The organism is Leisingera sp. ANG-M7, assembly GCF_000813965.1.
Classification (GTDB): Bacteria; Pseudomonadota; Alphaproteobacteria; order Rhodobacterales; family Rhodobacteraceae; genus Leisingera.
This window is the reverse complement of record NZ_JWLI01000004.1, coordinates 116,156-128,539: the sequence shown is the minus strand read 5'-3', so window position 1 is coordinate 128,539 and position 12,384 is coordinate 116,156. Positions and strand designations below refer to the sequence as shown.

The 12,384-nt window shown below is 64.3% G+C and carries 11 protein-coding genes; 4 read left to right on the top strand and 7 right to left on the bottom strand.

Annotation, left to right across the window (positions count from 1 at the left end; all coding sequences use genetic code 11):
• The first annotated feature begins 13 nt into the window (after positions 1 to 13).
• A complete protein-coding gene (locus tag RA26_RS05110) occupies positions 14 to 610 on the top strand; it encodes a TetR/AcrR family transcriptional regulator (protein WP_039180836.1) in 597 nt (198 codons plus the stop codon).
• A 62-nt stretch (positions 611 to 672) separates the two neighbouring features.
• A complete protein-coding gene (locus RA26_RS05105; RefSeq protein WP_039180833.1) occupies positions 673 to 882 on the top strand; it encodes a hypothetical protein in 210 nt (69 codons plus the stop codon).
• Positions 883 to 951: 69 nt separating this feature from the next.
• Here the strand turns inward: RA26_RS05105 and RA26_RS05100 are convergent, their stop codons facing one another.
• Complete coding sequence (locus RA26_RS05100) at positions 952 to 2,973, bottom strand: OmpA family protein (RefSeq protein ID WP_039180830.1); 2,022 nt, start codon at positions 2,971 to 2,973, stop codon at positions 952 to 954.
• Positions 2,974 to 3,124: 151 nt separating this feature from the next.
• Positions 3,125 to 4,153, bottom strand: a complete 1,029-nt coding sequence (trpS, locus tag RA26_RS05095; protein WP_039171707.1) for a tryptophan--tRNA ligase — start codon at positions 4,151 to 4,153, stop codon at positions 3,125 to 3,127.
• Positions 4,154 to 4,253: 100 nt separating this feature from the next.
• Between trpS and RA26_RS05090 the strand changes: the two genes are divergently transcribed.
• Positions 4,254 to 4,940 carry a rhomboid family intramembrane serine protease gene (locus tag RA26_RS05090; protein ID WP_039180827.1) on the top strand — a complete coding sequence of 229 codons (687 nt, stop codon included), beginning with the start codon at positions 4,254 to 4,256 and terminating at the stop codon, positions 4,938 to 4,940.
• Positions 4,941 to 5,057: 117 nt separating this feature from the next.
• Here the strand turns inward: RA26_RS05090 and RA26_RS05085 are convergent, their stop codons facing one another.
• The 5 genes from RA26_RS05085 to RA26_RS05065 are packed head-to-tail and all read right to left on the bottom strand — an operon-like array spanning position 5,058 to position 11,438.
• Positions 5,058 to 5,255, bottom strand: coding sequence for a YgaP family membrane protein (locus RA26_RS05085; RefSeq protein ID WP_039180824.1), 198 nt, complete (start codon positions 5,253 to 5,255; stop codon positions 5,058 to 5,060).
• Between the two features lie 43 nt (positions 5,256 to 5,298).
• A complete protein-coding gene (locus tag RA26_RS05080) occupies positions 5,299 to 5,931 on the bottom strand; it encodes a Crp/Fnr family transcriptional regulator (protein ID WP_052272314.1) in 633 nt (210 codons plus the stop codon).
• Complete coding sequence (gene murJ / locus RA26_RS05075) at positions 5,928 to 7,478, bottom strand: murein biosynthesis integral membrane protein MurJ (protein ID WP_039180821.1); 1,551 nt, start codon at positions 7,476 to 7,478, stop codon at positions 5,928 to 5,930. The genes RA26_RS05080 and murJ overlap by 4 nt, the downstream gene beginning before the upstream one ends.
• Positions 7,475 to 10,312, bottom strand: a complete 2,838-nt coding sequence (locus RA26_RS05070; RefSeq protein WP_039180818.1) for a [protein-PII] uridylyltransferase — start codon at positions 10,310 to 10,312, stop codon at positions 7,475 to 7,477. Before RA26_RS05070 ends, murJ begins: the two co-directional genes overlap by 4 nt.
• Positions 10,272 to 11,438 (bottom strand): penicillin-binding protein activator, encoded by a 1,167-nt coding sequence (locus RA26_RS05065; protein WP_039180815.1) that lies wholly within the window; start codon positions 11,436 to 11,438, stop codon positions 10,272 to 10,274. Before RA26_RS05065 ends, RA26_RS05070 begins: the two co-directional genes overlap by 41 nt.
• Before the next feature lie 87 nt (positions 11,439 to 11,525).
• Here RA26_RS05065 and rsmI point away from each other — a divergent pair, with 87 nt between their 5' ends.
• A complete protein-coding gene (gene rsmI / locus RA26_RS05060) occupies positions 11,526 to 12,383 on the top strand; it encodes a 16S rRNA (cytidine(1402)-2'-O)-methyltransferase (RefSeq protein ID WP_039180813.1) in 858 nt (285 codons plus the stop codon).
• Position 12,384 lies beyond the last annotated feature (1 nt).

Sequence of the window (12,384 nt, the reverse complement as noted above, 5' to 3'; positions counted from 1 at the left end):
GGGAGAGTGAGCCTTGGCCCGCACGATCGCAAAAGACCACGATGAGAAACGCGCGCAGATCCTGAAGTCGGCAGCCAAGGTGTTTGCCGAGTCCGGCTACGACCGTGCGTCGATGACCCAGCTGGCGCGCGAATGCGGGATCTCCAAGGCAAACATCTACCACTATTACGACAGCAAGGATGCCGTGCTCTACGGCCTCCTTGATACCTACCTTTGCGAGCTGCGCGACAGGGTCTGCCAAGTGGATCTGGAGGGTCTTGGCGCCGAAGACCGCCTGCGCCGCATCGTGTCGGAAATCATGCTGGCCTATCAGGGGGCCGACCATGAACATCAGGTGCAGCTGGGCGCAATGGGGGCGCTGCCGGAGGAGCAGCAGAAGCATCTGCGCGGCTACCAGCGTGAGATGGTTCAGTTCATGAGCGATGCGCTGAAGGATGTGGCGCCGGAGATTTTCAACGGTGACGCCGCCAAGCTGCGTGGCGCCACCATGTCTGTTTTTGGCATGCTGAACTGGTATTACATGTGGAATTCCGGTGCCGGACCAAAGGCGCGCGAGGATTACGCCGGGCTGGTGGCGGACCTGACGCTGAGCGGGGTCAAGGGGCTCTGACTGCGGCGCGGTTTTGCGTTTCCGTGTTTCTGCGCTAGCCTGTCCGGATACCGGAGGGTGCCATGCAGAAACCTGAGAACTTCGAGAATTTCTATTACAAGAAGGTGGGACTGGGCGAGGCCTGCGGCTGCGCCGAACGGGCCATCGACATGTATGAGTTCGACCGCACGGCCGGGAAGCCGAAGGCGGCCAGCGGCCGGCGCCGGTTCAGCTGGAAGGGTTTTGCGCTGAAATACGGGCTGCTGTCGCGCAAGAGGACACCGGCAGAGTAACAGTGAAACACCCGGCGGAATGTCCCGCCGGGTGCTGTTTCTTCTCAGATCCGGTCAGCTTCAGGCCTGTCAGCCCGGGTTGCCCAGCAGCCGGGTGATGCGGCGCACCGCGACGCGGCGGTTGGCGCGTTCGGCTGCCAGGGTGCTGACCGCCAGGTCGCTTTCGCCATAGCCCTGCACAACCATGTTTTCCGGTGCCACGCCGAAATACTCCGTCAGCGCCAGGGCCACGGTTTCCGCGCGCCGGTCCGACAGGGCCAGATTGTAGGTCGCGGCGCCCACGGCATCGGTATGGCCCTCGATCAGGAACACCTCGCCCGGGTTGCGGTCAATCAGCTCGCGCAGCGCGTTGCCGAGGGTTGCCAGTTCTTCTGCCTCTTGCGGGCGGATCACCGAGGAGCCGGTGTCGAAATTCACCGAATCCACGTTGATCACCGGGGTCAGTCGGCGCACCGCGTCAATATTGCGGATCTGCGCCAGCGAGAAGCGGCGGTCAACGGTCTTGGCGTCCTGTGCAGCCAGTGCTGCGGCCAGATCCTCAGCCGAGATCGTGCCGGTGCTGGAGAAGGCGCGGCGGTTGTCCTGCGCCTGCGGCAGCTCATTAACCACCACGCGCTCAGCCTTCTGGGTGTCGTCGAACAGCACCACACTGCGGCCGTCCGGCAGCAGCTTGGTGCGGCGCAGCACCCGGCCTTCGGCGGAGCGGATCGTTTCCACCTCGACCCCGTTCTCGCGCACCACCACGGTGCGGGTGGAGCCGTCCTGGAACCGGTAGGTGGTGACGTTGGAGCCCGGCTGGCGCAGCAGCGCGTCGTCGTCTTTCAGGACGCGGTACTGGCCGTCCTGCTCGACGATGGCGCGGTCGCCGGAGTTCGAGATCACCTTGCCGCCATTGTTCAGTAGCGTGCCGATCGCCAGCGCGCCAAGGCCGAGCAGGGCGTTGCGCTCGCGGGTGGAGAGGCCGCTGTCATCCTCAGTGGCGGCATCGGCCGGCGGGACAGGTGCCTGAGCTTCTGCCTGGGCGTTTTCGTTGACCCCGGTTTCGAACTCCTCGTCAGAGCTGCGCGCGGTTTCTTCGGTGACCACTTCTTCGGTCACTTCCGCCTCGCCTTCGGCAACAGCGCCGTCCGCGGCCGCCGCGGCGGCTGCAGGCTCACCGGTTTCTTCGGCCAAAGCATCAGCCTGGGCCTGGCTGTCCTGTTCCACCAGTTCGGGATTGTCTGTCTCTTCAGTCGGACCGTTTTGTGTCTGGGCGAGGTCCGCTGCGATTTCCTCGGCGCTGGCGCCGGCGGATGCCTCGCCGCTGCCATCAGCCTGAGGGTCGGTTTGCACCTCAGCCTCTGCCTGAGCTTGTTCCTCGGCTGCAGCCTGTGCCGCCGCTTCTGCTTGAGCCTGCTCTGTTGCAGCTTGTTCTTCAGCTGCGGCCTGTTCTTCTGCCGCAGCCTGCGCAGCTGCTTCCGCCTGAGCCTGCTCAGCTGCGGCTTGAACTTCGGCCTCGGCTTGCGCTTGTTGCTCAGCTGCAGCCTGCGCTTCAGCTTCTTTTTGCGCCAAGGCCTCTGCCAGAGCCTGCGCTTCGGCTTCAGCCTGAGCTTCGGCCTCTACTTGCGCCTCGGCCTCTGCAGGCTGTGCCTGCGCGTCCTGCTGTCCTGTGGCTTCCGCCGCAGCTTCTGCCTGGGACTGATCTTCGCTGACGGTTTCGGTTTGGGCTGCTGCTGCGGCCTCTGCCTGCGCTTCGACGGCCTGATCCGCGGTTGCCGTTACCTCTGCCTCCGCAGCGCCGATGCCTGCCAAAACACTGGCGGACTGGAAGTCTGCGGGCAGGGCGGGGTCAAATGCGCCTTCGCCATATGCCTGGCAGAACTTGGCGATCTTGCCGGTCTTTTCCTCGACGTCCTGGCCGGCCTCCAGTTTCTTCTGCCTCCGTTCCGCACGCTTGCGGCAGCGATCCACCAGTTCGCCGATTTCTGCGGCGGACATCTGGCTGAGGTCAATCTGCTTGCCGCCCTGGTTCTGCGACAGGGCGGGCAGCGGGGCCGCCAGCGAGATCATCACTGCCAGCGCCGTGGATGATTTGAAAATTCCCGGTTTCATTTCGGTTCCTTTCTTGTTCCGGCACATGGCCGCACAAGGACAACGGATAAACACCGGGTTAGTTGCGCATCGCAGGGCAAAAAGAAAAGCCGCCCCGGGCTGGGGCGGCTTGGATCAGGCTGTTTTCCGCTGGCGGATGCCGTGGTGGGCGTCAGACCGCCGGCGGCGGAACCATGCCGATGATGTCATAGGTCTGGCGCAGGATCGGTGCGGTGATCGCGCGGGCGCGTTCGGCGCCGCGGGCCAGGATCTTGTCGATCTCGTCCTGCTGCTGCATCAGCCGCGCCATCTCGGTGGAGATCGGCGCCAGCTTGGAAACCGCCAGATCCGCCAGCATCGGTTTGAATTCGGAGAACTGGCGGCCGCCCACATCAGCCAGCACCTGCTCGACGGTCTGCTCGTTCAGGGCGGCGTAGATGTTCACGAGGTTGCGCGCTTCCGGGCGCTCCTCCAGGCCCTTCACTTCGGAGGGCAGCGCCTCGGGGTCGGTCTTGGCCTTGCGGATCTTCTTGGCGATGGCGTCGGCGTCATCGGTCAGGTTGATGCGGCTGGCGTCCGAAGGATCGGACTTCGACATTTTCTTGGAGCCGTCGCGCAGGGACATCACCCGGGTGGCTGCGCCTTCGATCACCGGCTCGGTTTCCGGGAAGAAGTTGACACCGTAGTCATGGTTGAACTTGATCGCGATGTCGCGGGTCAGCTCCAGGTGCTGCTTCTGGTCCTCGCCGACCGGCACATGGGTGGCGTGATAGACCAGAATGTCGGCCGCCATCAGGGCCGGGTAGGCAAACAGGCCCAGCGAGGCATTCTGCTGGTTCTTGCCCGCCTTGTCTTTCCACTGGGTCATCCGCTGCATCCAGCCCATGCGGGCGACGCAGTTGAACACCCAGGCCAGCTGCGCGTGCTCGGGCACCTGGGACTGGTTGATCAGGATAGAATCTTCGGGGTCGATGCCGGCGGCGATGAAGCCTGCGCAGAGCTCGCGGGTGGATTTCTTGAGGTCCGCGGGGTCCTGCCAGACGGTGATCGCATGCAGGTCAACCATGCAGTAGATGGTCTCAACGTCCTTGGCCTGCCAGTCGACGAAGCGCTTCAGTGCACCGAGGTAATTCCCCAAGTGCAGGTTGCCCGAAGGCTGGATCCCCGAAAACACGCGCGGGGTGAAGCTGGTTTCGCTCATCGCGGAAACTCCCGTCTGGAATTATGCACCATCGTCGCTTACCCATGGGGCCAGGATAGGTCAACAGGCGCGGGGGATTCCGTGCTGCAAAGGAGTCCGGATGAGCAGTGAGCCCCATAACGCCCCCGTCAACCCGCTGCCCGCTGCCGTGGTGGCGCTGGTGCTGATCATCATCGGCATCGAGGCGGTGTTCTCGCTAGGCGCGCGCGGCATCCTGGGCGGGCCTGAGGCAATCGGCTGGCGGTTGGAGGCGATTCAATCCTATGCGTTTTCCGGCGATATTTTTTGGTGGATGCAGGAAAGCGGGCGTTGGGTGCCGGAGCATCTGATGCGGTTCCTGTCCTATATCTTTGTCCACGGCGCCTTTACCCACGCGCTGTTCGTCTGCGTCTTTGTGCTGGCGATGGGCAAGATGGTGGGCGAAGTGATGGGTGATCTGGCGATGGTCATCATCTTCCTGCTGTCCGGCGCCGGTGGGGCGCTGGGCTATGCGCTTCTGGTCAGCTCACCTGCGCCGCTGGTGGGCGGGTTTCCCGCGGTTTACGGGCTGATCGGGGCGTTCACGTTCCTGCTGTGGCGCTCGCTGGCCTTGATTGGGGCACAGCAGAGCCGGGCGTTCACGCTGATCGCCTTTCTGATGGGGGCGCAGCTGCTGTTCGGTCTGCTGTTTGGCGGCCAGAAGGACTGGGTGGCGGATCTGGCAGGTTTTGCCACCGGTTTCGGCCTGTCGTTCTTCCTGGCGCCGGGCGGCTGGGCGCGGATCAGGAACCGCATCCGCCACGATTGAAGCCGGATTGTTCCCGCCCGCTGGTGACGCCCCTGGCGGGGCATCGCCAGCCGTTGGGCCGGGCCGCGCTGCCGCGCGGCGGCTATGCCGCCCTTGACACGGGACTGGCCGGGAGGGTCAGCCCTGTTTTTTGAGCGGGCAGGTGCTGAGGCCGAGAACCTGATAAAGCGGGCAATAGCCCATGAGACCGGTCGCCAGCGGCACCAGGCCGATGAGGCCCCACAGGGTTTGCGGGCCGATGAACACCAGCGACAGCAGGATCAGGCCAAGAAGGATGCGCAGGGCGCGGTCGAGGGTGCCTTCGTTACGGGGCATTGCGTGGTCCTTTCGAACTCAGGTTGGAATTTCTGAGCCTATTTTAGACCGCGGCGGCACTGGCTGTCGGTGACAGTGTCACCAAAGCCCAAGTTTCATCCTGAGCCACCTGCTCCAGCCCGGTGCGGTCCAGGATCCGCAGGTGGCCGCGCTGTGTTTCCACCAGGCCGAGGCGGGCAAACTCGCGCAGCCGGCGGGTGACAAAGGCACGGCCGGAGGCGGTTTCGGCCGCCAGAGCGTCATGGGTGATGCGGATATCGTCGCCGGTCTGCGCCAGACGCAGCAGCGCGCGTGCAAGCCGTGTGTCAAATCCGGTGAGCGCGACGTCCTCGACCAGTTGCTCGTAATCGGCAAAGCGGCGGGCAACGGCTGTCAGCACTTCGCTGCGGAACGCCCCGTCCTCTGACATCGCCTGGCGAAAGGCGGCATGCGGGAGGATCTCGCCCTCCAGCGCGGTCTCTGCCACGCCTTCGGCGGCGTAGCTGCGGCCGTCGGTGAGGCAGGCAAAGGTCTGCAGGCAGACGTCGCCCGGGCTGACGCGGTACAGCACGACTTCGCGGCCGTTGGCGGCGGTCAGGGTGACCTTAATGCGGCCGGCGGTGAGCCGGACAAAGCCGGGGCAGTCCTGCCCGGGGCGGAACAGCACGGTGCCAGCAGGGCAGGACAGGCGGCTCATGCCCGGTTCCGGCGGCTTAGGGCGGTGCGGAACTCCGACAGGCGGAAAGCACCGAAGGCCTGGCCCGCGGCGAAGTAGACCGCGCCGCCCAGCAGCACCAGCCCCAGCAGGGACAGGTACCGCCAGTAGTCCAGTGTGAACAGCCAGCCCGCGGTGTGCGCCACCGCGTAGAGCACCGCACCCATCACTGCCGAGGCTGCGAGGATACGCCAAGCGCGGCGGCGGAAGCGGGTGTCGAACCGGGCTTCCTCGCCCATGCTGCGGGCACCGAGCGCCAGAAGCGCCACCATCGCCCAGCCGGCGGCAGAGGCGGCAATCGCAGGGGCAATCCAGCCCAGAATGGGTTTCAGGCCAAAGGCCAATCCTGCGTTCACCACCATGGCCACCAGCGCATAGCGGAACGGGGTTCTGGTGTCTTCGCGCGCAAAGTATAGCGGCTGCAGCACCTTTTGCAGCATGAAGGCCGGCAGGCCCGCGCCATAGACGGCGACGGCAACAGCAATCGCGGCAACGTCTTCGGGGCCGGTGGCGCCGCGTTCATAGAGGACTGAGACCAGAGGCACGGGCACGGTGATAAACGCGACGGCAGAAGGGACGGCCAGCAGCAGCGAAAACTCGCCCGCGCGGGAAAGGGCGTCCTGGGATCCTGCGCTGTCGCCGGCGCGCAGGCGGCGCGACAGGGCGGGCAGCAGTACGATACCGACGGCGATGCCCACGACCCCCAAGGGCAGCTGGTACAGGCGGTCAGCGATGAACAGCCAACTGGCGGCCTTTTCGATGTCCGAGGCCACATACTGGCCGACCACCAGGTTGATTTGTGTGACCCCCATGGCAAGCGCCGCTGGCAGCGCCACCCGCATCAGATCGCGCATCTCGGTATTCCAGCGCGGCAGGCCGGGCCGCAGGGAGATGCCCGCCCTTTCAGCCGCGGCCCAGACCAGGACCAGCTGCGCCACACCTGCAACCGGGATGGTCCAGACCAGCCAAACGACAACGTCACCGCCCAGGACGGCGCCGGCTGTCATTGCGGCGCAGGTGAAAATGTTGAGCAGCACCGGCGCAGCAGCGGCCGCTGCAAACCGCCCGGTGGCGTTCAGAACGCCGGAAAACAGCGCCGCCAGCGACATGAACAGGATGTAGGGGAAGACGATGTAGCCGTATCCCACGGCCATATCGAACCGAGCGTCACCAACAAAGCCGCCTGCTGTCAGCCAGACCAATCCCGGCATGAACACCATACCCAGGCCGACAAGGCCCAGCACCGCTGCCGCCAGCAGGTTAAAGGCTTGCTGAGCAAAGCCCGCAGGGTCTTCTCCCGCCTCGTAGCGTTTGGAAAAAGCCGGAACAAAGGCTGCGTTGAAGGCACCTTCGGCAAAGAAGCGGCGGAACAGGTTGGGCAGTCGGAAGGCCACGATGAAGGCGTCCAGCACCGGCCCCGGACCGATGAAGGCGGCAATCAGGATTTCTCGGGCAAATCCCAGCAAGCGGCTGGCCAGGGTCCAGAAGCCAACTGTCAGGAAGCCTGACAGCAATTTGATCGGTTTCATGTATCCGCCCGTTTTGCGCCCTCGGCAATTGCCGCGCGCAGTTTCTTTTCCAGCGTCCGCTGCTTGGATTCCGCGTAGTATTTCAAGCCGAACATGTCCTTGACATAGAAGGCATCCACAACCTGCTCGCCATAGGTCGCGATCACCGCATTGGCAATGTAGACGTTGGCAGAGGCCAATGTCCTGGCCAGGTCATAGAGAAGCCCCGGCCGGTCGCGGGTGTCGACTTCGATAATCGTGTAGATTTCCGATCCTTCGTTATCGAAGGTGATATGGGTCGGCACCTTGAAGGCTTTTTCGCGTTTCTTGATTTTGTCGCGGGATTTCAGCGCGTCGCGGGTGATCACCTCGCCCTTCAGGGTCTTTTCGATCATCTGTTTCAGCCGGTGCAGGCGGATCGGATCAAAGGGGTGGCCCTCGCTGTCCTGAATCCAGAAGGCATCGGTCACATAGCCGTCCTTGGTGGTGTAGGAGCGGGCATCAACCACATTGGCCCCGACAAGGGCCAGGGCGCCGGCGATGCGGGCAAAGATGCCGGGGTGATCCTCCATCACGAAACAGGCGCGGGTGGCGTCGCGGTCCTCATCCGGATAGAGCCGGATCATGACCTCTCCTGCATCGCCTTTGGCGGTGAAGTTGCGCAGCATTTCGGCGAAATCCACATGTGCGGTCACATGCAGACCGTGCCAATAGGGCGGATAGTGGCGGGCGGTCTCGGTTTTGAGGTCGGCCTTGGACCAGTCCGGCAATGCCTCGCGCAGGGCCTTCTTGGCGGAGACACCGCGGTGTTCGCGGTTCAAGGCCTCCATGCCGCCCTCAAGCGCGGCGCGGGTCTGGCCGTAGAGCGCCCGCAGCAGCGCAGCTTTCCAGTTGTTCCAGGTGTCCGGGCCGACGCCGCGGATATCACAGACGGTCAGCAGAAGCAGCAGGTCCAGCCGTTTCACTGTCTGCACCGCCTTGGCGAAATCGCGCACCGTGCGCGGGTCGGCGATGTCTCGCTTCTGCGCCATGTCGGACATCAGGAGGTGATAGCGCACCAGCCATTCCACGGTTTCGCATTCGGAGGGCTTCAGCCCAAGCCGCGGCGCGACTTTGCGGGCGATCTGGGCACCCAGGATTGAATGGTCCTGCTCGCGGCCCTTGCCGATGTCGTGCAGCAGCATTGCCACCATCAGCACCTTGCGGTTGAGACCCTTGCGCAGAATTTCGGAGGAGAGCGGCAGCTCATCTTCCAGTTCGCCGCGCTCAATTGCTGCAAAATTGGCGATCACCTGAATGGTGTGCTCATCCACCGTGTAAGAGTGATACATATTGAACTGCATCATCGCGACGATGGGCTCGAACTCCGGCAGGAAGGCCGACAGCACCCCCAGCTCGTTCATCCGCCTGAGTGCGCGTTCGGAGTTGCCGTGTTTCAGCAGCAAGTCCAGAAAGAGCTTCCGGGCCTCCTTGTCGTTGCGCATGTCGTCGTCGATCAGGTGCAGGTTGGCTGTCACCAGCCGCATCGCGTCCGGGTGGATCAGCATGCCGGTGCGCAGCGCTTCCTCGAACAGCCGCAAGAGGTTCAGCCGGTCTTGCAGGAATGCCTTTGGGTCGATCACGTCCAGCCGGTTGTGCACCACCTTGTAGCCGGGCTTGATCCGCGGGCGGCGGCGGAAGATCCGCTCCAAGAGCGGCGCGTTTTTCTGCTGGCTGGCCTCCAGCTTGGTCAGGAAAATGCGGGTGAGGTCGCCGACGCGGGTGGCGTGGCGGAAATACTCCTGCATGAAGACTTCGACGCCGCGGCGGCCTGCCTTGTCCTCGTATCCCATGCGGCTGGCGACCTCGACCTGCAGGTCAAAGGTTAGCTGTTCGGTTGCACGCCCGGTTGCCAGATGCAGATGCGACCGGACCGCCCAAAGAAAATTGGCGGCCTTGGTGAACAGCTCCATCTCCTCGGCGTGGAACAATCCAAGCGGCACCAACTCCCTGGCGTCCTTCACCTGGTAGAGATACTTGGCGATCCAAAACAGCGACTGCAGGTCGCGCAGGCCGCCCTTGCCCTCCTTCACGTTGGGCTCAACCATGTAGCGCTGGCCCTGCTTCAGGTGTCGGGCGTCGCGTTCAGCCAGCTTGGCCTCGACAAACTCCGGGGCGTCCTGGGAAAACAGTTCCTTTTTCAAGCGCTTGTCCAGCTCTTGGGCCAAGGGGGCGTGGCCTGCCAGAAACCGGTGCTCCAGCATTGCGGTGCGGATGGTGTAATCCTCGCCGCCTAGCCGGATGCAATCCTTGATGGTGCGGCTGGAATGGCCGACCTTCAGCCGCAGGTCCCACAGGATGTAGAGCATGGATTCGATTACGCTCTCAGCCCAGGCGGTGATCTTGTAGGGAGTCAGGAACAGCAGATCGACGTCCGAGGCCGGTGCCATTTCGCCGCGCCCGTAGCCGCCAACCGCCATAACCGCGATCCTTTCGCCCCGGGTCGGGGTTGCCAGAGGGTGCAGCAGTTCGCTGGCCACGTACAGAGCTGTGGTCACCAGCCCGTCGGTCAGGAACGTGTAGGAGCGTGTCAGATCCCGTGCCGCAAAGGGCTTTTTGGCAAAGGCCTCAGCAATGGCCGCGCGCCCGGCCTTGTTGGCCGCCTTGAGGATCTTCACGGTTTCCGCGCGCAGGGCTGCTGGTGCTGTGTCGTCTGCCAGCGCTTTGATCTGCGAGCGGGTGCCGGCAGCGTCAAAAATCTCCGCCGGGCCGCAGATCAGCGGGCCCAGCGGTTCAGGATGGCCGTTAACCGAGGGGTGCGCCAGGGCGGCAGGCTCAGAAGCCTGCGCCGCCGAAGCTGCTGGGTGCTGGGTCAATGATCATGACTTTCTGTTCCTGGATGGTGGCAACGGCCAGCCCGCGCTCATTGGTGCCGTCGGGCCGCAGGCGGAAGATGCCGCCAGCCCCCTGGAAGCCAGCGCCCTGGGTCAGGGCGCCTGCGGTCAGCGCGTCGGACTTGCCGGCCGCAACCAGCGCGCCAATAGCGGCAATGCCGTCATAGGCCAGGCTGCCGATGGAATGCGGCGCAGCGCCATAGCTGGCCTGGTAGCGGGCGCTGAACTGCTGAACTTTGCCCTGATCAGGCAGAGCAAACCAGCCGCCCTGAACGCCAGGCAGTGCCAGGGTCTGGGGTGGAATATCCCAGCGGGTCAGGCCGATGTACTGTTTATCCGCCGGGTCAACTCCGGCCTCGGGCAGCAGCTGCGCCAGCAACGGCAGCGCGCCTGCGGTGGTCGAGGTCAGGAAAACCGCATCTGCGCCACTTGCCTGAGACCGGATGCTGGGAATGGCGTTGATAACACCCTGCTGCGACAGCTCGTAACCGACGCTGCCGGCGATGTTCACGCCGCTCTGTCCGGCGGCGCGCTGGATTGCGCTGCGCCCGGCGCTGCCTGCAGCGTCATTGCCGCCAACAACCAGAATGTTGCGCTTGCCGTTGCGGGCGGCAAAGCTGGTCAGCCGGCGGGCCGTGTTGTCAAAGGTCGGCCCCAGGATGAAGACATTGCCGCCTGCAATCGCCGGGTTGTTCGAAAACGCCAGCACGTTCACACCGCGCTGACGCGCCGCGATACCGGCGGCATTGGCCGCCTCGGCATAAACCGGGCCAAGGATCACGCGGGCCCCGTCCTTCAGTGCCTGCTGCGCGGCGCCAGAGGCCACTTCGGGGCTGCCTGCGGTGTCATAGACCCGCAGGTCGATCTGCACCCCGTCCAGATCGGCGATGGCCATGCGGGCTGCGTTTTCCAGGCTCTTTGCCAGCACGGCGTCACCTTGCTGAGCAGAGCCTCGCGGCACTAGCAGAGCCACCGGAACCGGCTTGGAGGTGTTGATGGTCGGGCCGGTGCCGACGGCAATCGGGTCACAGGCGGTCAAGGCGATGGCGGAAATGGCCGCGGCGGCTGTCAGTGCCGCCTTGCGGGCGCGTTTGAAAACAGCAAACATAATGGCTTGAAACTCCGTTCTCCCGGCGCTGCAGCGCCGTGTGGGTTTAAGGGCGGATCATAAACGACCAAAAAGGCGGGTCCAGCGTTGAATCACCAGAATGTCATATTGTCCCCCGGGCTTTACTTTGTTGCCACGCCGATCGGCACCGCCCGCGACATTACCCTGCGCACGCTGGATGTGCTGGCATCGGCCGATGTGCTTGCGGCTGAGGATACACGCTCGCTGCGCAAGCTGATGGAGATTCACGGGGTGCCGCTGGGCGGACGGCGGATCGTTGCTTACCACGACCACAGCGGCACCGGCGCGCGGGCCAAACTACTGGAGGCGATAGGCGAGGGGAAGTCGGTTGCCTATGCGTCTGAGGCAGGGATGCCGCTGATCGCCGACCCCGGGTTTGACCTCAGCCGCGCGGCGGCAGAGGCGGGCCATGCAGTGACCTGCGCTCCCGGCGCCTCGGCGGCAGCGACGGCGCTGACACTGGCAGGGCTGCCGACGGATGCGTTTTTCTTTGCAGGTTTCCTGCCGAATGCCTCTGGTGCGCGGCGCAAACGTCTGGACGAGCTGCGCGAAATCCCCGGCACGCTGATTTTCTATGAATCCCCGAAACGGGTTGCGGCCTCTGTTGCCGATATGGCGGCAGTGCTGGGCAATCGTCCTGCCGCGCTGTGCCGTGAGCTGACCAAGAAGTTTGAGGAGGTGCGCCGCGCGCCGCTGACGGAACTGGCTGCCGGGCTGGAGGAAAACCCGGTCAGGGGCGAGATCGTGCTGCTGGTCGACCGCGCGCAGGAGACAGAGGTTAGCGACGGCGATCTGGAGAGCGATCTGCAGGCCGCATTGCAGGGCAACTCGGTCAAGGATGCCGCGGGGATCGTTGCCGAGATGCACGGTCTGCCCCGGCGCAAGGTCTATCAGCTGGCGCTGCAAATGGCGAAGGGTGCGTGAG

What these genes read in the sequence shown, in the direction of transcription:
- RA26_RS05065 (WP_039180815.1), bottom strand. Translation starts at nt 11,438, where the DNA reads ATGTTTGCTGTTTTCAAACGCGCCCGCAAGGCGGCACTGACAGCCGCC.
- RA26_RS05090 (WP_039180827.1), top strand. Translation starts at nt 4,254, where the DNA reads ATGAGCAGTGAGCCCCATAACGCCCCCGTCAACCCGCTGCCCGCTGCC.
- RA26_RS05085 (WP_039180824.1), bottom strand. Translation starts at nt 5,255, where the DNA reads ATGCCCCGTAACGAAGGCACCCTCGACCGCGCCCTGCGCATCCTTCTT.
- trpS (WP_039171707.1), bottom strand. Translation starts at nt 4,153, where the DNA reads ATGAGCGAAACCAGCTTCACCCCGCGCGTGTTTTCGGGGATCCAGCCT.
- RA26_RS05105 (WP_039180833.1), top strand. Translation starts at nt 673, where the DNA reads ATGCAGAAACCTGAGAACTTCGAGAATTTCTATTACAAGAAGGTGGGA.
- murJ (WP_039180821.1), bottom strand. Translation starts at nt 7,478, where the DNA reads ATGAAACCGATCAAATTGCTGTCAGGCTTCCTGACAGTTGGCTTCTGG.
- RA26_RS05100 (WP_039180830.1), bottom strand. Translation starts at nt 2,973, where the DNA reads ATGAAACCGGGAATTTTCAAATCATCCACGGCGCTGGCAGTGATGATC.
- RA26_RS05080 (WP_052272314.1), bottom strand. Translation starts at nt 5,931, where the DNA reads ATGAGCCGCCTGTCCTGCCCTGCTGGCACCGTGCTGTTCCGCCCCGGG.